Genomic DNA, 20,031 nt, shown 5'->3' with positions numbered 1-20,031 from the left:
GGCTCCATTGCCCCGGCATTCCCGAATTCTTTTCGCGCTGTTCCCGCCCGGATCACCGTCGTTCCGAGGTGTTTCCGCGCATGCCGAGCAGTCCCCGCGCCGAAGCGGAGGAGACGAAGGAGGTGCGTGTCCGCTGCTGTGATGGTCAGGTCAGGTCACATGGGTTCGTCCCACATCCTCAGCAGGGTGCGGCCGCTGTACTGGAGGGCCTCGATCCGGCCGGTCTCCGCCGACCGGAGGAACCGGCCCCGGGCCGGACCGGCGACCTCCGGCGGTCCGGAGAAGACGAGCCCGGCCCCCGGTACCCCGGTCGCGCGCGCACCGCCCGGCAGCCGGAGCACCAGGTGCGGCTCGTCCAGCTCCACGGTCACCGTGAGCCCGCCGTTGCGGTAGGTCCCCGTACAGTCCGCGAACTCCGCGGCGGGGACGCCGGGCGGCAGCGGCGGCCGGTACACGCCCACGTCGACGCCGCAGGCCGTCCGCAACTCCTCCACCAGGGCCTCCCAGAGGTCCTGGCCCGTCGAGGAGTTGGTGGTCAGGGCGAGGGCGGTGCCCGATGCGGGGTGGGCCCGCAGATGGCAGGTCGTCCCGTCGAGCCCGCCGTCGTGGCCGAGCCAGCGGTTGTCCGCGGGCCCGAAGTGCCCGACGCCCAGGGCCCACGCCCCGGCCAGCCCGAAGGGCTCGGCGCCGGCCACCGGCCGTGTCATCTCCCGTACGGCCGAGGCTTCGACGAGCCCCCCGGCCGCCTCGCCGACCAGTAGGGACGCGGCCTTGACCAGGTCGGCCGCGCTGCCCGCGAGACCGCCCGCCGGGGCGGAACCGGGATCGGTGGCACACACCACGGACCGGGTGGTCCGCCGCCCCGCCGGCCCGGTGCCCGGCCGGTGGCCGGGCGCGGCGTGCACGGTCTCGGCCTGCGCGGCCGCGCCGGGCAGAACACCGATGCCGGTGCCGAGCGGCCGCAGCAGATAGTCCCGTACGGCCTGCCACCAGGGCAGCGCGGTGGCGTTCTCCACCGCGCGGCCGACAAGGGCGTATCCGGTGTTCGCGTACGAGAAGGTCCCCGGCGCGGGCCATGCGGCCCGGGCCTCAGCCTCCTCGGTCGCGGCCAGGAACCCGGTGGTCCAGTGGCCCAGCGAGCCGGCGCTCTCGTCGTCGTGGTCGGACGGCAGCCCCGCCGTGTGGCTGAGGAGATGCCGGAGGGTGGCGGTGCGGGCGGGGTGGCCGCCCGCCGCGCCGGGGGAGAGCCACTGCCCTGCGGGGGCGTCGAGGTCCAGGTCCCCGTCGGCGGCCAACTGGACCGCGGACAGGGCTGTCAGCGTTTTCGTCACGGACCCGTAGGCGAATACGGAACGGGGGGTGACGGGCCGCCCGCTGCCGTATTCCTCCTCCCCGTGGACCCACGTTTCGATCGATCCCCGGCGATAAAGGGACAACTGGCAGCCGACCACTTCGAAGGATTCGGCCAGCCGCCCGAGAATTTCACCGGGCGAAGCCGCGGAAGAAAGGCTGGAATTGGCCGTGCCGTCCTGAGGGGCGGTGAATGTTTCGCACACTGCCGCTTCTCCTGCCCTTCCGAAGCATTCGCCGGTTCCTTTGCTCGGCGATCGACCCGCAAGCTGAATTCTTCACCAGCGGAGAAGCTCAGGGCAGAGGATTAAGCGGTGCTGTAAAGGTGCAGTCCAGGTACACGATCGCGGCTGCCGGAGAGGCGATCGGCCTTCTCCGGCAGCCGCGATCGCGGTCAGGGGCCCGTCACCGGCCGCGGCTCGGCAGGACCGCCACCGTCAGCAGGACCAGCAGGACACCGCCCGCCGCGTTCCACAACCCGCGCTCCAGGTCCGTGAACCCGAAGGCGACCGGCGCCACGTCCCGGCCCTGCTGCACCACCCACAGGACACAGGTCGTCAGCCCCGCCACTCCGGCGAGCGTCATCAGCACCTTGGAGCGCACCAGCAGCGCGAGCACGGCGATGCCCGCCGCGACCGCGAGCGGAAGGAACATCGAGGCGGCGATGGAACCGGGAGGCCCTTCCAGCCCCGTGAACAGGTCCAGGGCCGGGACGTCACGCGCCGTGCGGCCCTGGTACCAGGGCTGGAAGGCGCTCAGGACGAGCGCGGCCGCCCCGGCCACTCCCATCAGGGAGGCCACCACCCAACGAGCCATGTCATCCACTCCTGTCGTCTGTTCCGGAGCACCGGGTATGCCGGGTGTCTCCGGTGTCTCCGGTGTCCCGCGTGTTCCGAGTGCCCCGGGTGTCTCCCGTGCTCCGGCTGTCGGCTGTCGGCTGTCGGCCGCCGGACACCCGTCACCGGCCGCCGAGGCCGGCGGGGTGCTTCCTGCGCAGCGCCGATCCGGCCGGCACCAGGCAGCCCACGAAGGTGGTCACCACCATCGTCAGGACGATCAATCCTGCCTGGAGGGGCGGGATGTAGGGGAGGGATCCGGCCAGCGCGAAGCTGAACGCCGTCAGCGGGATCGCCGCGGCCAGCCCGCCCACGATCAGACCGATCAGCACGATCAGCGTCGCCTCGGTCGTCAGCATCCGCCGGATCTGGCCCCGGCCGGAGCCGACCAGCCGCAGCAGCGCCAGCTCCTGACGGCGCCCCACCATGATGAGCGTGAGCGTGTTGAGGACGGAGATCACGGTGAAGACCCCGATGACGCTCACCGCCACCACCGTGATCACCTGCCCCACCCCCCGGTCCTCGGACTCCAGGTGCTCGGCCGCCGGCCCCCGCGACACCGACACGTCCAGGACCGATCCGCCGAGCGCCCGCTCCACGGCGGCGCGCACATCGCCCCCGCCCGGCTCCTCGGCGACCAGGACGCGGCGGTTCAGCGGAGCGGCCACGTGCGGAGCGAGTTCGGCGGTCGAGAACAGGAAGTCGCCGAGGGCCAGCGACCGCCGGTAGAGCGCGGCCACCTCGACCGCCACCGCGGCCCCGTCGCCGTACCGCACGGTGACCTTGTCACCGACCCCGACGCCGAGCGAGCGCGCCCGGTCCTCGCCGATCGCGACCGTGCCCGCGCCCAGCTTCCCCAGGCTGCCCCGGCTGACGTCCGGGTCGAGCGTGGCGGGCAGCGCGGCCGGGTCCACCCCGATGACGGGGAGCCGGTCCAGCTTGGGCTCGCCCGTCTCCCGGCGGGCCAGCACCACGGTGCTGTGCATGACCCCGGTGGCGGCGGCCACCCCGGGCACCTGCCGTACCGCGTCCACCGCGTCCTGCGGGATTCCGGGCCCGTCCGTCGTGACCTCCAGCGTCGCGTTCATGGCCGCCGCGGCCTGCCTGCTGCCCTCCCGGTCGAGCGTCGCCCCGGCCGAGAGCTGGACCCCCACGAACGCCACGACCAGCACGATCGGGGTGATGGCGGCGCCCAGCCGCCGGGAGTTGGCCTGCGAGGCGGCGACCGCGAGATAGCCGCCGGGGCCCAGCTTCCGGGCCGGTGCGCCGAGCACCCGCAGGGCCGCTCGGGCGATCCACGGCCCCAGCAGCGCACAGGCGATCACCAGGGCCATCGCCGCCGTACTGGCCGCCATCGCGGCGAGCTCGCCGTACTGGAGCACCGCCGTGCCCGCGGAGCTGAGCCCCGCGAACAGCAGGACGACCCCGGTGATGCTCCGCCCCCGGCCGGGCTGTTCCGGCTCGGTCGCCGCCTCACCCATCGCCTGCGCGGGCCGCACCTTCGCGATCCGCCCGCAGGCGATGGCCGCCGACACCCGTGCCACCACCAGCGTCAGTACGGCGGTGACCACGGGGGTGGCCAGGAGCCAGTAGGCCGTGGGCAGTTCGAGGCCGATGGGGACGGCGCCACGGGCGCGCAGCAGATGGATCAGCAGGAGGAACACGGGCACCGCGCCGATCGCGCCGAGCACGGCGGCGGGCACCGCCACCCCCCGTACCTCGCGGCCCACGGTCAGCCGCAGCTGTCGCGGTGTCGCACCGACCGCGCGCAGCAGCGCCATCTCCCGCGCCCGCTGGTGGATGGCCTGGGTCACCGTGCTCGCGACGACGAGGAGGGCGATCATCAGGACCGTCGCGCACACCGTCGAGAGCAGCATGAGGAGCGCCGACCTGCTCGGCGCCGACTCCACGAACTCCGGATCGCCCCGGCCGTTCCCCGTCAGCACGCGCAGCGCCGCGGAGTCCTCCTCGTACCGGCTGTCGGCGGAGGCGTCCTTCGCGGGTGTGCCCTCGTCCAGCGCCTTGCGCAGCGCCGGGTACAACGCGTGTACGGAGACGCCCGGTTCGGCCAGCACGCCGATCGCGTCGGTGGTGTCCGGGTGCCCGGCGAGCCGGCGGGCGTGGGCGTCGGTGAAGAAGACGGTGCCCTGGTGGGCGAGGCCCGCGGAGTCGCCCTCGCCCCGAGGGGCGGCGATGCCGGAGACCTCGTACAGGACCGGAGATCCGTACGCCTGGAGCTGTACGCGGTCGCCGACGCGGGCTCCGGCCCGCGCGGCCAGGTCCCCGTCGAGGACGACCTCCCGGTCGGTGGCCGGGGCGCGCCCGTCCCGCAGGGTGAAGGGCGCGAGCGAGGCGACCTGCCAGCCGTGGCCGCTGACGGGGGCCCGGCCGGAATCGGTGGAGCGGCCCGGCACCGCCCGGCCGTCCCCGTCCGCGACGGTGAGGGGCACGTTGTCGTCGGCGACCGCCGACCGTACGCCCTCGACGGCCTCGATCCTGGGGACCAGCGAGCGCGGCACCCGCACCCGCTCGGTGAGGGCGGCCGTGACGGTCGTCGGCGGATCGCCCCACGGTTTGGCGGTGTACCGGGTGCTCTGGTCGCCCGCGACGACCGCGGTCGTCGCGGCGTACCGCTCGACGCGCGCGTGACCGGCGAAGGCCGACAGCGTGGCGAGGGCGAAGCTGCCGAGCAGCAGCGAGGTGAGGACGAGAGCCGCGAACACGGCGGCCCACGCCTTGCGGTGCCGGCGCATCGACCGCTTCGCGAGGAAGCGGGTGGTGCGCTGATCGGCGATCACCTCACCGGCCGGGCGGCGCCTGCCGCCCGGACCCGCCTTCGGACGGCTGGGTGCGAGAGTGTCCGTCATCCGCCGCTCACCGCTCCCCGAGACGTGCCATCGTCCTTGCGACAGCCTCCGGTTCGGGCCGGTCGAGGGTGTCGACGATCCGTCCCGCCTCGATGAACACCGCCTCGTCCGTCCACGAGGCGGCGACCGGGTCGTGCGTGACCATCACCACCGTGTGGCCCTGCCGGTCCACCGCGTCCCGCAGGAGCGTGAGGACATCGCGGGCCGTCACCGGGTCGAGAGCCCCGGTGGGCTCATCGGCGAAGATCACCGCCGGATCGGTCACCAGCGCACGGGCGATGGCCACCCGCTGCTGCTGCCCGCCGGACAGCCGCAGCGGAGAGTCGTCGGCCCGCTCCGCGAGCCCCACCGCCGACAGCACCCGCAGAGCCCGCTCCCGTACGGCGGGGGAGTCGGGGCGTTCGCCGCCGAGGAGCAGCGGCAGCGCCGTGTTCTCCTGCACGGTGAGCGAGGGTACGAGGTTGAGCGCCTGGAACACGAAGCCGATCCGGTCCCTGCGCAGCCGGGTCAGCGCCCCCTCGCTGAGCCGGGACAGATCGGTCTCACCGATCCGCACCACCCCGGAGGTCGGCCGGTCGAGCCCGGCCGCGCACTGCAGGAACGTCGTCTTGCCGGACCCGGAACGCCCCATGACCGCCAGGAAGTGACCGCGGTCCACGGTGAGACTGACGTCGTCCAGCGCGTGCACCTGCTGGGAGCCGCGCAGATAGCTGCGGGTGACCGACTCCAGCGTCAGAGCCGGTACGGGGCCGCCGGTCTCCGCCCGCGCCGCCGTCCGCGCGTCCACGGCCGTCACCGAATCACGTTTTGCCGACCGAAGCCTCACCATGCTCATGCCTTCCGGGCTGTGCGACCGGTTCGCCGGCCTCGTCCTGTGACCGGCCGCCGCCCTGCCGGGCGGGTCCGGTTCTCCCCTGCGAGCAACGGTATGGATCTTCGGGGCTGCGGGCGATGGTGCATGTACCCAGCTCCGGGTTCATCCAGCCCCACCATCCACTGAGGTGGCGGGTGCACCGCGCGCGGAGGCTGTGATCCGTATGCTCGACGGTGTGCCGCCCGGGGTGCCGGCGTGCCCCTCCAGGGAGTCCTCATGACCGATCTCGCGTTACAGGCCCGCCGCTCCTGGCAGGCCTGTCTCTACCTCTACACGGGCCTGCTGGTGGCCTGGCTCTGTTTCCTGGGCATCTTCGCCGTGTCGGCCGGGCTCTTCTTCACCGTGTCCCTCATCGGCGCCCCCGCCTGGCCGGAGATCGTGCGCCTGCTGCGCAGACTCGCCGGCTACGAACGGGTGCGTGCCGGCGCCCGGCTCGGCTACCCCGTCCCCGAGCAGTACCTGCCCCTCGACGGCTCACCGGCCGACCGGGTGCGCCTGGCCCTGACCGACCCGGGGACCTGGCGGGACGCCCGGTGGCTGCCCGTGGCGGTCGTGACGATCATCGTCTTCTCCGTGCTGACCCTGCCGTTCTGGCTGATCGGCCTGCTCGTCGACGGGCCGCGCCTGGGCATCGGCAGCGCCCTCGACCAGCGCCGCCTGGAGAGGGACGGCACCCCGCCCCGTGAGCGCTCCCCCCTGGTGCTGCACGGCATGGAGAAGCTGGCCGACCTCCAGGCGTCCTGGACCGCGTCCCTGCTGCGCCCCTCCTCCTCGGCCCGGCTGGGCGAGCGGATCGCCGAGCTGTCGGAGAGCCGGGCCGGTGCGGTGGAGGCGCACAGCGCCGAACTGCGCCGCATCGAACGGGACCTGCACGACGGGGTCCAGGCCCAGCTGGTGGCTCTCTCCCTGCGGATCGGCCTGGCCAAGCAGCGGCTGCGCACCGACCCGGACGCCGCGCTCGCCCGGCTCGACGAGGCGCAGGCCGGACTGGAGAGCGCACTCGCGGAGCTGCGGCACGTCGTACGCACCGTCCACCCGCCGGTCCTGACGGACCGTGGGCTCGCCGGAGCCGTACGGGCGCTCGCGGCCTCCTCGGAGATCCCCGTCGACATGAGCCTGAGCCCGGTGGAGAACGGCCACCGGCTGCCCGCCGCGGCCGAGGCGGCCGCGTACTTCGTGGTGGCGGAGGCCCTGACCAACATCCGCAAGCACAGTGGTGCCCGGCGGGCGTCGGTACGCTTCACCCGGAGCAAGGGGCTGCTGATGGTGTCGGTGACCGACGACGGCCGGGGCGGAGCCGACGAGAAGGGCGGCAGCGGTCTGCTGGGTATCCGCAGACGCATTGCCGCGTTGGACGGAACAGCGAGCCTGACCAGCCCTGTGGGCGGGCCGACCGAACTGAAAGTGGAGCTGCCGTGCGGATCGTGATCGCGGAGGACAACACCCTGTTACGTGAGGGAATGGTGTTGCTCCTGACCAGCAACGACCACGAGGTGGTGGCCACCTGCGCCGCCGGTCCGGAGATCCTGCCGGCCCTGCGGGACCACCGCCCGGACGTCGCCGTGCTCGACGTACGGCTGCCGCCGTCCTTCCGCGACGAGGGGCTGCGCGCGGCCGTCGCGGCCCGTGAGGAGTTCCCCGACCTGCCCATCCTGGTCCTCTCCCAGTACGTGGAACAGGCGTACGCGGCGGAGCTGCTGGCGGGCGGTGCGCGCGGCATCGGCTATCTGCTCAAGGACCGGGTCGGCCGGGTCGAGCAGTTCCTGGAGGCCCTGGAGCGCATCACCTCCGGCGGCACGGCGCTGGACCCGGAGGTGGTGACCGAGATCCTCAGCCAGAAGGCGGCGGAGCGGCCCCTGCAAGGGCTGACGCCGCGTGAGTACGAGGTGCTGGGGATGATGGCCCAGGGGCTCGCCAACGGCGCCATCGCGGAGCGCCTGGTGATCACCGAGCGGGCCGTGAGCAAGCACATCCGGGGCGTCTTCGACAAGCTGGGGCTGCCTCCGGAGGGCGGCAGCGTGCACCGCAGGGTGCTGGCGGTGCTCGCCTTCCTCGGCGGGGGCAGCGCACCGACGGTCTCCGGCCCCTGATCCGGTGGCCCCGGCCCCTTCCCCGGAAGGGGCCGGGGCCACCGGTCATGCGAAAAACCCCGGGTGTCCGGAAGAGCTTCCGGACACCCGGGGCGGGGACTCGGCGCGACGTCGACGGGGGGTGACCAGTCGCGCTGCCCCGGTCACAGGGGCGCGGGCGGGTCCGCGCGCGTCAGAGGTAGTCCTTCATGGACGTGCACGTGCCGCGCAGGGCTTCCAGACGCTTGTTCTGGGCGGAGACGTACTCGGAGACCGAGGCCGGACTGCGGTCCTTCGGCGCGGTGTCGCGCAACTCCTTCGCCGCGTCCCGTGCGGCCCCGGCGAGCTTGTCGTCCTCGGTCTTGTCAGCCAGTTCGTCGAGCTTGTCGGCGCGGTCCTCGACGTCCTTCTCTGCCGCGTCCGCATCCTTGGTGTTGGGGTCGAAGAGGGCCAGGTCCAGGATCTCCAGGCACACATCGCCCCGGTCCAGCACCTTCTGCGGAGTGTTCTCGCAGGCGGCCAGTCCGATGACGGCGGGCACGACGAGCATGACCGCCACCACACCCCTGACGAATCCCTGCCGCTTTCCTCCTGCGAGGCCCTTCAGGTCCTCGTTCGCATCCATTCTTCCCGCTCTCCTCGGAGTGGTTCTTCGGTGGCGTACCGGCGGTGGCCGCGCGTCGGTCGTGGCCGCGCGTCAGCCGTGGTGTGCGTCAGTCGTCGGCGCGGGTGACGCGCATCCAGCGCACCACGGCCCAGATCACGGCGATGGCGTCCAGGGAGAAGCCCACGATCATCACCGTCGTCCGGGTCGACCCGGTGACCGTGTGGGAGACCACCGAGGTCAGCATGGCTCCCACGAAGAAGACGAACAGCGGCGGGATGATCCACCCGCTCCCGATCTTTCGTTTCGTCCGTGCCATGGGGGCCTCCAGTCGTACGGTCCGTCGCACGGTCTCGACCCGCGCTGTCCTGGTCCATGCTCTCCGGAGCCCCGGGTCCGGGGCAGTACACCGCATACCCGAACCGGGGTGAAGCCTGTACCACCATGCGGCGTTCAGCGTTCCAAACGAGCCTGCGGGCCGGGCCGCGCCCCGCCTCTCCCCGGGCCCGTCCGGCCCCCCACCAGGGCAGTTGCACCGAGCCTTAAAGACCTGCCGCCCCCGCTCCACGGCTGCCAGCATCGGCAGGGTTTCGTCCGGCCAGGCAGACCGCGGCCGGACCGGAGAAGGGGCCAACACCGATGGACGCGCCGAAGGACGAACTACCGCTGCGCCGCAACAGGAACTACCACGTTCTCTGGGGCAGCCAGGCTCTCTCCGAACTCGGCGCCCAGATATCGCTGTTCGCCCTCCCGCTGCTGGTTCTCGTGCTGACGGACTCCGCCCTCTACGCCGGAGCGGTCGGAGCGGTCAGCGCGGTGACTCGGCTGGTCGTCCTGATCCCGGCCGGCGCACTCATCGACCGCTGGAACCGCAAGTCGGTGATGCTCGTCTGCGAGCTCGCCCGCGTCCCCGTGATGGTCGTGCTGGCCTGGGCCGTCCTGCGGGGCGAGGCGACGCTCGTGCACATCCTCGCGGTGGCCGTGGTCGACGGTGCCGCCGCGGCGATGTTCGCCCCGGCGGAGGACGCGGCGCTCCCCCAGGTCGTGGCCAGGAGCCAGCTCTCCACCGCGGTCTCCGTCAGCGCCGCGCGCAGCTACCTCGCCACGCTCGCCGGTCCCGGCGTCGGCGGCTTCCTCTTCAGTGCCCACAAGGCGCTGCCGTTCACCGTCAACGCCCTGACGTACATCGCGTCCTTCGTGATGATCCTCTTCCTGCGGCTGCGAACGGCGGCGCCGACCGCCCCGCAGCCCGGCGGGACCCTGCTGCGGGACATCCGCGAAGGCGCCGGCTGGATCTGGCGGCGGCCGGTCATCCGGGCGAGCATGATGGTCGCGGTGATGGTGAGCGTCTGTTTCAACGCGCTGTACCTGATCGTGCTCACCTCGGCCGAGCGGGCCGACATCTCCGCACCGGAGATCGGTGCCATCGGCGTCATGGTCGGCCTCGGCGGGCTCGTCGGCGCCCTGACCGCGCCGCGCGTCCACCGGCTGCTCTCCCCCCGGGCCTCCATCATCCTGCTCGGCTGGCTGGGCGTGGCCTTCGCACCGCTGCTGCTGCTGGGGAACAGCGGCTTCCTGTTCGGCGGTGTGCTGGCGGTCGTCGCGCTCTTCGCACCGGTCGTGCAGACCGCCGTGGTGACGTACCAGATGTCCACGACCCCGGACCGGCTGCGCGGCCGGGTCAGCGCCGCGATGGGCCTGGCCGGCGGCGTCGCGGGAGCCGCCGGGCCGCTGCTGGGCGGGGCCCTGATGGACGCGGGCGGCAAGACCGTCGCCGTGCTGGTCTGCACGGCGGTCCTGCTGGTGTCGGCCGTCCTGGCGGGCCTGAGCCCGGCCCTGCGGGACTTCACCGGCCTGGACGGCCTGGACGGTCCGGACGGCTTGGACGGTCCGGACGGCCTGGGCAGTCCGCGGCAGGAGGCCGCCCCGCCGGACGGCGGCCCCGGCCCCGCCGCCGGAGGACCGCCCGGCCAGGCGCCCGCCCCCACCTCCACCCCTCAGTGACCCGCCCTACGCCCCTATGTTTCTACGCCCGCCCCCATGCCCCTAACGAAAGGTGACCGGCATGAACCGACCCCACGTCTCCCGTCCCGGGCCACGCGTCGCGGTGGCCCGGCCTCCCAGGCCCGCGGCATCCGTACGGCTGTTCTGCTTCCCGTACGCGGGCGGCGGCTCCAGCCTCTTCCGCCTCTGGAGCGACCATGTGGACGAAGGCATCGAGGTGTGCCCCGTACTGCTGCCGGGGCGCGAGGAGCGGTTCAGTGAACCGCCGTGGACCTCGATGGAGGAGCTGGTGCCCTCGCTCGCGGAGAGCCTGGCCCCCTGGTTCGACAAACCCTTCGCGTTCTTCGGGCACAGCCTCGGCGGCCAGATCGCTTTCGCACTGAGCCGGTATCTCTGCGAACGGGGAGGGCCGCGCCCCCGGCGGATCTTCGTCTCCGGCTGTGCGCCTCACGGCGCCCCGGTCATGCGGCACACCCTGCCGGACGAAGAATTCCTCTCGGAGGTCAGGAAGATGAATGGTGCCCCGCCGGGGGCTCTGGACAATCCCGAGATCGTCGCACTGGTGCTGCCGACGCTCAGAGCGGATTTCACTCTGGCGGAGACTTCTTCGGTGCCCTCCGGGGCGGTCGTCCCCATTCCGCTGACGGCATTCGCCGGAACGGAGGACCCCGAGGCGCCCATCGGCCGGGTCGAGGAGTGGGCCCGGCACACCGGGAGCGATTTCGACGCCCACGAACTCCAGGGGGACCACTTCTTCCTGCACGATCCGGCCGCACTGCTCGACATCGTGGGCCGCAGGCTCACGACGGATCCGGGCGCGCGGCCCGTTCCAGACAGCCGCTGATCCTCGCGGGGTCGGCGCCCGCGATCATGTCCACAACGGCGCCGCCCCGCAGGAACACGACGGCATCGGCCCACGCCGCCGCGTCGGGTTTCGCGGTCGTCATGACCACGGCCACCCCTCCCCGGTCCACCGCCTCGCGCAGCGCCGCCCCGTCCCGCTCCGAGGCGGTGTCGGTCAGCAGGACCTGCGGCCCGGCGGCCAGCGCGCCGTTCACGCACTCGGTGTTCACCGGCCCGGCCAGCCAGGCCACGGTGGGCGGCTCCTCCGGGGCACCCCGCCGGTACACGGAGCCGGACGTCGGCTGAACCTCTCCGGAGATACATCGGAGCAGGGTGCTCTTGCCCTGCTTCCCCTCACCCATGACGGCCAGGAATTTCCCTTCCCGGAGCGCCAGACTGACATTGCGCAGTGCGTAAATCGGAGAGGAACCCGACTCGTAGACCTTGGATACGTTGTCGAGCGTGATTATTTCTTGTGCGGGCTCGGTATTCTTCGCAGCCACATGATTCATTCACTCTCTCCCTAGGCAGAACGCTTGACCGCGCATCCTCCGCCAGAGCGCAGCAATCAGCACATTACAGAGGGTCCGCCTCCAGCGACAGAGGGGTAAGTGAGAGGGTGCAAGGTACAGCTGGCTACCCCGGAGGGTACAGAGCAAGCCCCCTCGAATCGCACAGGCATTCGCGTGCGAGAGTCCGCTATTACTTCGCGAAGGACTCCGGAATCCGAACCGCAGAATACCGGCCGAAACAATTGAGTCATCCGGCGGACGGCCCGGTGGATGGCCCGGCGGTCCGATCGGTGGCCGGATCAGCGGCCGAATCGGTGTCCGGGCCGACGGCCGGATCGGCCGGCCAGCGGTCCGTCAGCTCCTCCGCGTACACCTGCGAGAGCGGCTGTGGACCCACGTACTGCTGGCAGTTGCACCGTCCGGGCTCGTAGCTCAGCGGCTTCTTGTCCTTGTCCCAGGCCGTCGGCACCTCGACCTGTTCATGGCACAGGCCCTGCTTGTCGTGCTTGGCGAGATGGTGGGTGCAGCCGCAGACCGGCTCCGGCGGCCTGTGCGCGGCCTCGATCGCCAGCCGTTCCCGTTGGCCCGCCTCCAGCAGCCGCAGCTTCCGCTTGTGCCGTTTGCGCAGGGCCTTGCTGATGGTGTCGTCGGTCCAGAGGAAGCCCACGATCCAGGAAAAGATGAGAAACGCCCAGAACCAGCCCAACGGATTTTTCCTCCCCCTGTGCGCCGGCCTCTTCGTACGGTCGGCTGCCCGGGCCATTGTTACCCACCCGTACGGGCCGGGCGTACGGGTTCCGGGCCGCCGGGCGCGGCTCAGATGACCGGCGGCCGCCCCAGCCGGGTCATCCGCCACACCGTCGACCAGCTCATCGGGCGCCGCTCGCCGCAAGGGGTGCGGACGCCCTCCGCGAAGCCGCCCGCCCAGGCCCGCAGGCCCTTCGCGTCGCGGGTGCGGGCCAGGGTGAGCAGGGTCCAGGTGGAGAGGTAGGCCGGGACGAGGGGGAGGGGCAGGTTGCGGCGGGCGAGCCAGACGCGGTTGCGGGCCGTCATCCGGTAGTAGACCGCGTGCCGGGCCGGGGAGGTCTTCGGGTGCTGGAGCAGCAGCTCGGGGTCGTACTCCACCCTCCAGCCCGCGTCCAGCGCCCGCCAGGCGAGGTCCGTCTCCTCGTGGGTGAAGAAGAACTCGGCGGGCCACAGCCCCGTCTCCGCCAGCATCTTCATGGAGAACGCGTGGCCCCCGCCGAGGAAGGCCGTCACCGGGCCGCCGCGCATCGGGTCGCCCGCCCGCAGCCGGGGCACATGCCGCCGCTGGGTCTCGCCGTGCTCGTCCGCGATCCGGAAGCCGACGATGCCGAGCCGGTCGTCGGCGGCGAAGTGGTCCCGGACCCGGCGGAGGACGTCCTTGTCGACCAGGAGGCCGTCGTCGTCCAGCTCGACCACCACGTCCACGTCACCGATCTCGGCGAGCCTGCGCAGCCCCTCGTTCCGGCCGCCCGGGCAGCCCAGGTTCTCCGGCAGCTCGATGGTGGTCACCCCGCCGTCGAGGTCCTCCAGGCCGGGGGTGGCGGCGTAGTCCGGGAGCTCCGTCCCGTTGCCGATGATCACGAGCCGGGTGGGCCGGACGTCCTGCATCGCGACCGACGCCAGCAGCGCCTCGACCGCCTGCGGGCGGTCCCCCATGGTGACGATGGATACGCCGATGCGTGGTGCGGACAAGGCGGACAAGTTCGGTACTCCTGGGCTCGGCCGCCCTACGGCTTCTGGTCGGCGGCGGTGCCCGCGATCGTAACGCCTCGCTGTTCAGTCCGTGGTTACCGCCCGGCCATCCCTGGGTCCGTCACTGTTCAGGAGCCCGTACACGGCCATGTCCCGCCGCTCGTCGCCCACCTGCTGCCAGCCGCGCAGCAGCCCCTCGCGCCGGTATCCGACGTCCTCGGCGATCCGGGCGGAGGCGGTGTTCCAGGGTTCGACGAAGAGCTGGAGGCGGGGGACGCCGAGGTCGCGCAGGGCCCAGCCCGTCACCGTACGCAGGGCGGCGCGGGTGACACCCTGGCCGCGCCCGGAGGCCACCATCCAGTACCCGATCGAGGCCCGGCCCTCCGGCAGGTCCCGCAGCCAGAGCCCGATGGCCCCCACCGGGCGCCGGTCCCGGGAGCGGACGATGGCGAACGGGTAGCCCGCGCCGGTCGCCGCCCGCTCCCACTGCCCGCGGACGAACGCCTCGGCGGCCCGGTCCGAGTAGGGAGACGGGACGGTGGTGATGAGGGGGATGTACGGGTCCTGCGCGGCCTCCCGGACCAGGGGGAGGTCGCTCATCTCCCAGGGGCGCAGGACGAAGTCCGGGCCCGCGGACATGCTCGGCACGGTCACCGGCCCGGGCCCGGGCCGGTCGTCGGCGTCCGCCTCGCTACCGGGGCCGGAGTCGGAGGCGGATCCGGGGCCGGAGTCGGAGGCGGGCCCGGCGCCCGTCCCGGGCGGGGAAGCAGGCTTGCGGTCAGCCATGCCCGTATCCTCCCGCGATCGGCGCGGTTCCGCCCCTCGGCCCGCCGGACCCCGACCGGCTTCACGGCGCCCGGCACCGCGTCGATAAAGTGCTGGAATGATATTCAGCAAGGCCGGGTTCGGGGGAGCGGTCGCGGACTTCGGGACCGCGGTGGTGGCCCAGGACGCGAAACGGTCCGGTAAGGCGTTCGTCCGGCTCCAGGAGACCTTCGGGCAGGCCAAGGAGGCGGAACTGCTGGACGGCGGGCCGCGCCTCGCCGCCGTACTGGAGCACGTTCCGCCCGGCCCCCGGGCCGTCGTCGCCGTCCTCGTCGGTGCCTGCGTCGAGCGCGGCGCGGACGCCGAGCGGTGCGCCCCCGACGTCCTGACCGGACTGCGGGTGGCACTTGAGGACGCCGTGGCGTTCACGGAGGCGTGGGAGGCGACCGGCGGCGGGGCCTTCCCCGTACCGGACGGCGGCGAGCCGGGCGAGGAGATCGTCGAGCGGGCGGGGTTCGACGCGACCATCGGCTGGTGGACGCTGCGCCAGTGGGAGATGGCGGCCGTGGCGATGCTCAACCACCCGGCGGTACGGGCGCGCGCCGAGGACGTCCGGGGCGGGCTGCTGCACCTGCTCACCACCGTGGAGCGGGCGTCCGGCGCGGAGTTCAAGTGCCTCGCCCACGCGCTCCTGGTGCTGGACGACGAACCGCTCGTCGCGCTCCACCGGCCGAGCGGCACCGGCTACGCCCTGCGGTTCTCCGGCATCGGCGACACCTTCCAGCTGCACACCCTGCTCGCCGACGCGCTCATAGGCGGCGGCCATGTCGAGGGCCACGCGCCTTCACCGCAGGAGGTCGCCGTCTGCCGGGAGACCCCGGGGCAGGTCGACACGGTGGGCTCCTTCGACCTGACCGCCCCGGACGGCGGCCGGCTGTGGAACGAGGGGAGCCCCTTCGACATCCCCGTCGTCGACGGCGTACGCCTGCTGGTGCTCGACGAGCCGACCTACCGGCGCTCCTGGCCCGCGGGCCGCTTCTTCCCCGGCATGCGCGGAGACCTCGTCCTGGAACGCGCCCTCGAACCGGAGGAGACGGAACGCTGGTTCGCCCATGTCTCCCCGGCCAAGGAGCTCACGGGCTGACCCCTCGGGGCCCGTACAGCCGACTCGCCTGCTGCCCCCCGGAGCCCGTACAGCCGTCGACTCAGCCCCATCAGCCCCATCAGCCCCATCAGCCCCATCAGCGGCTCGGCCCCTCAGCCGATCCGGGTCCCCGTCCCGCTGACCCGGACCCGGTCCTCCCCGGCGCGCAGCTCGACCGTGAGGGTGCCGGGGCGGCCCATGTCCGTGCCCTGGTGCAGGGTCAGTACGGCGGCCTCCGGTACGAGCCCCAGCTCGCGTACGTACGCGCCGAAGGCGGCCGCCGCGGCCCCCGTCGCCGGGTCCTCGACCACCCCGCCCACCGGGAACGGGTCCCGGACGTGGAAGACCACCGGCCCCTCGCGCCACACCAGTTGCAGGGTCGTCAGGTCGAGCCGGCGCATCAGCGCTTCGAGCCGCGCGAAGTCGTAGGCCAGTCCCGCGAGCCGCTCGCGGGTGGCGGCGGCCAGCACCAGGTGGCGGGCGCCCGCGTAGGCGATCCGGGGCGGCAGAGCGGGGTCGAGGTCGGCGGCCGGCCAGTCCAGGGCCGCCAGCGCCTCCGCGAGGTCCGCCGCGCCGATCTCCGTGACGTGCGGGACCACGCTGGTCAGGGTGGCCCGCAGCGTGCCGCCCTCCCGGACGACGGTGACCGGCACCCGGCCCGCGGCCGTGGCGAACTCCAGCGGGCCCGGCCCGTCCCGCTCGGCCAGGGCGATGGCGGTGGCGACCGTGGCGTGGCCGCAGAACGGCACCTCGGCCTTCGGGCTGAAGTAGCGGATGGTGTACGCGCCTTCGCCGGTCCGCTCCGTCAGGAACGCCGACTCGCTGTACCCCACCTCCGCCGCGACGGTGAGCATCCGCTCCTCGTCAAGACCCGCCGCGTCCAGGACGACGCCCGCCGGGTTGCCGCCCCCGGGGTCGGCGGAGAAGGCGGTGTAGCGCAGGACCTCGGGCTCATGATCACGTGTCATGCGGCACCCTAACCCCCGCCGCACGCACTGTCCCGGGCCTTTCGGCCGGTCCGCGTACGGCTGCCGCAGTCCCCCCGAACCGCGGCAGCCCCATCGGTACGGCGACCGGTCAGTGGCAGTTCTTCTTGCCCTGGTTCGCCGGGGTCGACTTCTTCCAGGAGCAGGAGTCCTGGAGCTTCCCGTTCGGCTTGATCAGCCGGGCCTTGTCACCGGTGTTGTTCCAGACGTACGAGCCCCGGTTCCAGTACACGGTGCCCGCGACGTTCTTGCCCTTGCCGGTGCGGAGCTTGACGGTCTTGCCCGCGCCGATGGTGTAGCTGCCGAAGGTGTAGGTGTAGCCGGTGTTGTCCTTCACCTTGAAGCCCTTGAGCTGGACCTTCTTCTTGCCGTTGTTGTGGATGTTCACCCACTCGGCGTTCAGGGACTTGTTCGAGCGGTCGTCCTTGCCGGGACCGTCGTACTGGACGAGCCCGAAGTGCAGCCCGCCCTGATGGGCGGCCGCCGTGGCCGGTGCCGCCGTGGCGAGGAGCGAGCCGGCCAGTGCGGTGGCGGCGGCCAGGGCGATCGGCGCAGCGGTGCGTATGCGCATGCGGTGTTCCTTCTGTGTCGTTCTGGTGAAGGCGTAACGAGGTGCGATCATACGGTCAGTACGCGCTTGCTCACCCGGAAGTGAGGAAATCCGCAGAATCGGCCACTCGGTGACAAGTTCCGACGCGAATGGTCACTTTCGGGCGCCGCCGCTCAGGGTCCGCTCAACCCCGCCCCACGTACGGCATGTTCGTCGCCATGACCGTCAGAAACGGGATGTTCGCCTCCAGCGGCAGCTCCGCCATGTGCACCACCGTGCGCGCCACATCGGCCGCCGCCATCACCGGCTCCACCGCCAGTTTCCCGTCGGCCTGGAGGATGCCGGTCCGCATCCGCTCGGTCATCTCGGTCGCCGCGTTGCCGATGTCGATCTGGCCGCAGGCGATCCGGTACGGCCGCCCGTCCAGCGCCAGCGACTTCGTCAGCCCGGTGACCGCGTGTTTGGTCGCGGTGTACGCGACCGAGTGCGGGCGCGGCACGTGGGCGGAGATCGAGCCGTTGTTGATGATCCGGCCGCCCTGTGGGTCCTGCTCCTTCATCAGCCGGTACGCCGCCTGCGCGCAGAGGAACGCCCCCGTCAGGTTCACGTCCACCACCGTCCGCCAGTCCGCCGCCGCCAGCTCCTCCACCGGCACGCCCCCGGGCCCGAAGGTGCCCGCGTTGTTGAACAGCAGGTCCAGCCGGCCGAACCGCTCCCGTACGGCGGTGAAGAGCGCGCCCACCTCGTCCTCGTCGGACACGTCTGTGGTGACGCACAGCGCCTCCGGGGCCCCGGCCGCCGCGGCCGTCTCCGCCAGCGGTTCCGCCCGCCGCCCGGCCAGCGCGAGCGACCATCCGGCCTGCGCGAGGGCGAGCGCGACGGCCCGCCCGATCCCCGAACCGGCACCCGTGACGACGGCGACTTTCCGATCAGTGCTCATGGCCCGGGAGCGTACGGCAGAGGTCCGGTTGTGTGCGGGAGAGGTCCAGCCGTGTACGGCAGAGGTCCGGCCGTGTGCGGGAGAAGTCCGGCCGTGTACGGCAGGGGATCGGTGGCGTACGGGAAGGGCTCGGCGGCGTACGGCGGAGGTCGGTGCACAGGGCGCGGGGTGCTCATCGACCCGCCATGCGGATGTTGTGCACGCGACAACGGCGCGTCGCGCGCGGCGGTTGCTCTGGAGTCCGACACCATCCGGCAGCATCCGGCACAGCGAGGGGCATATGACAGCCGCACAGACGTCCATGACGCCCGGTCAGGGTGTCCGATCCAGCGAACTCCCCACCGCCACCGCACGGTTACCCCGTCCCGGTCTGGACCGCCGACGCCTGCTCACCGGGGCCGGAGCTGCCGCCGCGCTCGCCTTCACCATGAACCTGCCCGCCGCCGGAACGGCGAGCGCCGTCGAGCTGGACGCCCGCAGGATCACCGAGGACCCCTTCACCCTCGGCGTGGCCTCCGGCGACCCGCTCCCCGACTCCGTACTCATCTGGACCCGGCTGGCCCCCCGCCCGTACGAGCCCGGCGGCGGCCTCCCCGCCAACCGGGTCGAGGTGCGCTGGGAGCTGGCCCACGACGAGGGTTTCCGCCGCATCGCCCGGCGCGGATCGGTCACCGCCCACGCGGAGTTCGCCCACAGCGTCCGCGCGGACGTCCAGGGCCTCGACTCCGGCCGCGCCTACTACTACCGCTTCCGCACCGGCAGCTGGACCAGCCCGACCGGCCGCACCCGCACCGCCCCCGCCGCCGGGACCCGTAACAGCTCCCTCACCCTGGCCGCCGTCTCCTGCCAGGCGTACCACGACGGGTACTTCACCGCCCACCGCCACCTCGCCGCCGAGGACGTCGACGTGGTCTTCCACCTCGGGGACTACCTCTACGAGTACGCCGTCAACGCCACCGGAGGCGCCCGCGCCTACACCGACCGCCGCCTCCCCGCCCACTACAACCGCGAGACCATGACCCTGGAGGACTACCGGCTGCGGTACGCCCTCTACAAGTCCGACCCGGACCTGCGCGCCGCCCACGCCGCCCACCCCTTCGTCGTCACCTGGGACGACCACGAGACCGAGAACAACTACGCGGGCGAGATCCCCGAGAACGACGTACCGCCCGAGGAGTTCCTGCTGCGCCGGGCCGCCGCGTACCGCGCGTACTGGGAGAACCAGCCCCTGCGCACCCCGCAGCGGCCCACCGGCCCCGACATGCGGCTCTACCGCCGTCTCACCTTCGGGCGGCTCGCCCAGTTCGACATCCTGGACACCCGTCAGTACCGCAGCGACCAGGCGTACGGGGACGGCTGGCGCACCCCGGGCCCGGAGTCCGAGGACCCCGCGCGCACCATGACCGGGGCCGCCCAGGAGCGCTGGCTGATCGACGGCTGGCGCGCCTCGGACGCCACCTGGAACGTGGTGCCGCAGCAGGTCACCTTCGCCCGGCGGCGCGATGTGCCCACCGCCGCGTACAAGCTCTCCATGGACGCCTGGGACGGCTACCCGGCCTCCCGGCAGCGGGTGCTGGACGGGGCCGAGTCCGCCGGGGTGGCGAACCTGATGGTCCTCACCGGGGACGTCCACGTCTCGCACGCCTTCGACCTCAAGAAGGACTTCGACGACCCGGCGTCGAGGACCGTCGGCACGGAGATCGTCACCACCTCGATCTCCAGTGGCAGGGACGGCGCGGAACGGCCCGCCAACTGGGAGAACCGCACCCGCGCCAACCCGCACATGAAGTTCTACGACGGGCGGCGCGGGTACGTCCTCGTCACCCTCGGCGAGCGGGAGGCCCGCGCCGACTTCCGTACGGTGTCGGCGGTCACCACCCCCGGAGCGCCGCTCTCCACGGCGGCCTCCTTCGTCACCGAGGCGGGGAACCCGGGCCTCACCCCCGCGTAGAACGGGGCGAACGAGTC

Annotated in this window: 19 protein-coding genes; 6 read left to right on the top strand and 13 right to left on the bottom strand. The window is 72.6% G+C overall.

What is annotated here, in order from left to right:
• Positions 1 to 155 precede the first annotated feature (155 nt).
• From ACFW9Z_RS00450 to ACFW9Z_RS00435, 4 genes are all read right to left on the bottom strand, one after another.
• Entirely contained in the window at positions 156 to 1,451 is a 1,296-nt protein-coding gene (locus tag ACFW9Z_RS00450; protein WP_384633334.1) for a serine hydrolase, read from the bottom strand.
• Between the two features lie 304 nt (positions 1,452 to 1,755).
• Positions 1,756 to 2,166 carry a hypothetical protein gene (locus tag ACFW9Z_RS00445; protein ID WP_384632039.1) on the bottom strand — a complete coding sequence of 137 codons (411 nt, stop codon included), beginning with the start codon at positions 2,164 to 2,166 and terminating at the stop codon, positions 1,756 to 1,758.
• 142 nt (positions 2,167 to 2,308) lie between these two features.
• On the bottom strand, positions 2,309 to 5,053 hold the full coding sequence (locus tag ACFW9Z_RS00440) for an FtsX-like permease family protein (protein WP_384632036.1): 2,745 nt from the start codon (positions 5,051 to 5,053) through the stop codon (positions 2,309 to 2,311).
• A gap of 7 nt (positions 5,054 to 5,060) precedes the next feature.
• Positions 5,061 to 5,879: an ABC transporter ATP-binding protein gene (locus ACFW9Z_RS00435; protein ID WP_384633332.1), complete on the bottom strand. Its 819-nt coding sequence runs from the start codon at positions 5,877 to 5,879 to the stop codon at positions 5,061 to 5,063.
• Positions 5,880 to 6,143: 264 nt separating this feature from the next.
• Here ACFW9Z_RS00435 and ACFW9Z_RS00430 point away from each other — a divergent pair, with 264 nt between their 5' ends.
• Both ACFW9Z_RS00430 and ACFW9Z_RS00425 read left to right on the top strand, forming a co-directional pair.
• A complete protein-coding gene (locus ACFW9Z_RS00430) occupies positions 6,144 to 7,355 on the top strand; it encodes a sensor histidine kinase (RefSeq protein WP_384632033.1) in 1,212 nt (403 codons plus the stop codon).
• Positions 7,343 to 8,017 (top strand): response regulator, encoded by a 675-nt coding sequence (locus ACFW9Z_RS00425; RefSeq protein WP_384632030.1) that lies wholly within the window; start codon positions 7,343 to 7,345, stop codon positions 8,015 to 8,017. Before ACFW9Z_RS00430 ends, ACFW9Z_RS00425 begins: the two co-directional genes overlap by 13 nt.
• 172 nt (positions 8,018 to 8,189) lie before the next feature.
• Here ACFW9Z_RS00425 and ACFW9Z_RS00420 read toward each other — a convergent pair whose 3' ends face one another.
• Both ACFW9Z_RS00420 and ACFW9Z_RS00415 read right to left on the bottom strand, forming a co-directional pair.
• Positions 8,190 to 8,621, bottom strand: a complete 432-nt coding sequence (locus ACFW9Z_RS00420; RefSeq protein WP_384632027.1) for a hypothetical protein — start codon at positions 8,619 to 8,621, stop codon at positions 8,190 to 8,192.
• A gap of 88 nt (positions 8,622 to 8,709) precedes the next feature.
• Positions 8,710 to 8,919 (bottom strand): hypothetical protein, encoded by a 210-nt coding sequence (locus ACFW9Z_RS00415; RefSeq protein ID WP_384632024.1) that lies wholly within the window; start codon positions 8,917 to 8,919, stop codon positions 8,710 to 8,712.
• 320 nt (positions 8,920 to 9,239) lie between these two features.
• Here ACFW9Z_RS00415 and ACFW9Z_RS00410 point away from each other — a divergent pair, with 320 nt between their 5' ends.
• Both ACFW9Z_RS00410 and ACFW9Z_RS00405 read left to right on the top strand, forming a co-directional pair.
• Positions 9,240 to 10,604, top strand: coding sequence for an MFS transporter (locus tag ACFW9Z_RS00410; RefSeq protein ID WP_384632021.1), 1,365 nt, complete (start codon positions 9,240 to 9,242; stop codon positions 10,602 to 10,604).
• Positions 10,605 to 10,665: 61 nt separating this feature from the next.
• Positions 10,666 to 11,448: a thioesterase II family protein gene (locus ACFW9Z_RS00405; RefSeq protein WP_384632019.1), complete on the top strand. Its 783-nt coding sequence runs from the start codon at positions 10,666 to 10,668 to the stop codon at positions 11,446 to 11,448.
• Here the strand turns inward: ACFW9Z_RS00405 and ACFW9Z_RS00400 are convergent.
• The 4 genes from ACFW9Z_RS00400 to ACFW9Z_RS00385 all read right to left on the bottom strand — a co-directional run bounded on the left by ACFW9Z_RS00400 (position 11,405) and on the right by ACFW9Z_RS00385 (position 14,317).
• A complete protein-coding gene (locus ACFW9Z_RS00400) occupies positions 11,405 to 11,950 on the bottom strand; it encodes an ATP-binding cassette domain-containing protein (protein WP_384632016.1) in 546 nt (181 codons plus the stop codon). The genes ACFW9Z_RS00405 and ACFW9Z_RS00400 overlap by 44 nt on opposite strands.
• A gap of 256 nt (positions 11,951 to 12,206) precedes the next feature.
• Positions 12,207 to 12,665, bottom strand: coding sequence for a hypothetical protein (locus ACFW9Z_RS00395; RefSeq protein ID WP_384632013.1), 459 nt, complete (start codon positions 12,663 to 12,665; stop codon positions 12,207 to 12,209).
• Positions 12,666 to 12,775: 110 nt separating this feature from the next.
• Positions 12,776 to 13,678 (bottom strand): glycosyltransferase family 2 protein, encoded by a 903-nt coding sequence (locus tag ACFW9Z_RS00390; protein ID WP_384633329.1) that lies wholly within the window; start codon positions 13,676 to 13,678, stop codon positions 12,776 to 12,778.
• 84 nt (positions 13,679 to 13,762) lie between these two features.
• The gene (locus tag ACFW9Z_RS00385; RefSeq protein ID WP_384633326.1) at positions 13,763 to 14,317 is read right to left on the bottom strand and encodes a GNAT family N-acetyltransferase; all 555 of its coding nucleotides are present in this window, start codon (positions 14,315 to 14,317) and stop codon (positions 13,763 to 13,765) included.
• A gap of 244 nt (positions 14,318 to 14,561) precedes the next feature.
• Between ACFW9Z_RS00385 and ACFW9Z_RS00380 the strand changes: the two genes are divergently transcribed.
• Positions 14,562 to 15,587, top strand: coding sequence for a hypothetical protein (locus ACFW9Z_RS00380; RefSeq protein WP_384632011.1), 1,026 nt, complete (start codon positions 14,562 to 14,564; stop codon positions 15,585 to 15,587).
• A gap of 113 nt (positions 15,588 to 15,700) precedes the next feature.
• Here the strand turns inward: ACFW9Z_RS00380 and ACFW9Z_RS00375 are convergent, their stop codons facing one another.
• The 3 genes from ACFW9Z_RS00375 to ACFW9Z_RS00365 form a co-directional block, all read right to left on the bottom strand.
• On the bottom strand, positions 15,701 to 16,555 hold the full coding sequence (locus tag ACFW9Z_RS00375; RefSeq protein WP_384632008.1) for a PhzF family phenazine biosynthesis protein: 855 nt from the start codon (positions 16,553 to 16,555) through the stop codon (positions 15,701 to 15,703).
• Between the two features lie 109 nt (positions 16,556 to 16,664).
• Positions 16,665 to 17,144: a lamin tail domain-containing protein gene (locus ACFW9Z_RS00370; RefSeq protein WP_384632005.1), complete on the bottom strand. Its 480-nt coding sequence runs from the start codon at positions 17,142 to 17,144 to the stop codon at positions 16,665 to 16,667.
• Positions 17,145 to 17,307: 163 nt separating this feature from the next.
• Positions 17,308 to 18,063 carry an SDR family oxidoreductase gene (locus tag ACFW9Z_RS00365; RefSeq protein WP_384632003.1) on the bottom strand — a complete coding sequence of 252 codons (756 nt, stop codon included), beginning with the start codon at positions 18,061 to 18,063 and terminating at the stop codon, positions 17,308 to 17,310.
• Positions 18,064 to 18,343: 280 nt separating this feature from the next.
• Here ACFW9Z_RS00365 and ACFW9Z_RS00360 point away from each other — a divergent pair, with 280 nt between their 5' ends.
• On the top strand, positions 18,344 to 20,014 hold the full coding sequence (locus tag ACFW9Z_RS00360; RefSeq protein ID WP_384632000.1) for an alkaline phosphatase D family protein: 1,671 nt from the start codon (positions 18,344 to 18,346) through the stop codon (positions 20,012 to 20,014).
• The last annotated feature ends 17 nt before the right edge of the window (positions 20,015 to 20,031 follow it).

The sequence above is a fragment of the Streptomyces sp. NPDC059452 genome (genome assembly GCF_042750035.1).
Lineage (GTDB): Bacteria > Actinomycetota > Actinomycetes > Streptomycetales > Streptomycetaceae > Streptomyces.
This window is presented reverse-complemented; position numbering and strand designations above follow the sequence as displayed.

Excerpts from the sequence above, each read along its gene's own strand:
- ACFW9Z_RS00370 (WP_384632005.1), bottom strand. The coding sequence starts at position 17,144 with ATGCGCATACGCACCGCTGCGCCGATCGCCCTGGCCGCCGCCACCGCA.
- ACFW9Z_RS00405 (WP_384632019.1), top strand. The coding sequence starts at position 10,666 with ATGAACCGACCCCACGTCTCCCGTCCCGGGCCACGCGTCGCGGTGGCC.
- ACFW9Z_RS00410 (WP_384632021.1), top strand. The coding sequence starts at position 9,240 with ATGGACGCGCCGAAGGACGAACTACCGCTGCGCCGCAACAGGAACTAC.
- ACFW9Z_RS00430 (WP_384632033.1), top strand. The coding sequence starts at position 6,144 with ATGACCGATCTCGCGTTACAGGCCCGCCGCTCCTGGCAGGCCTGTCTC.
- ACFW9Z_RS00440 (WP_384632036.1), bottom strand. The coding sequence starts at position 5,053 with ATGACGGACACTCTCGCACCCAGCCGTCCGAAGGCGGGTCCGGGCGGC.
- ACFW9Z_RS00420 (WP_384632027.1), bottom strand. The coding sequence starts at position 8,621 with ATGGATGCGAACGAGGACCTGAAGGGCCTCGCAGGAGGAAAGCGGCAG.
- ACFW9Z_RS00415 (WP_384632024.1), bottom strand. The coding sequence starts at position 8,919 with ATGGCACGGACGAAACGAAAGATCGGGAGCGGGTGGATCATCCCGCCG.
- ACFW9Z_RS00445 (WP_384632039.1), bottom strand. The coding sequence starts at position 2,166 with ATGGCTCGTTGGGTGGTGGCCTCCCTGATGGGAGTGGCCGGGGCGGCC.
- ACFW9Z_RS00365 (WP_384632003.1), bottom strand. The coding sequence starts at position 18,063 with ATGAGCACTGATCGGAAAGTCGCCGTCGTCACGGGTGCCGGTTCGGGG.
- ACFW9Z_RS00380 (WP_384632011.1), top strand. The coding sequence starts at position 14,562 with ATGATATTCAGCAAGGCCGGGTTCGGGGGAGCGGTCGCGGACTTCGGG.
- ACFW9Z_RS00360 (WP_384632000.1), top strand. The coding sequence starts at position 18,344 with ATGACAGCCGCACAGACGTCCATGACGCCCGGTCAGGGTGTCCGATCC.
- ACFW9Z_RS00375 (WP_384632008.1), bottom strand. The coding sequence starts at position 16,555 with ATGACACGTGATCATGAGCCCGAGGTCCTGCGCTACACCGCCTTCTCC.
- ACFW9Z_RS00385 (WP_384633326.1), bottom strand. The coding sequence starts at position 14,317 with ATGTCCGCGGGCCCGGACTTCGTCCTGCGCCCCTGGGAGATGAGCGAC.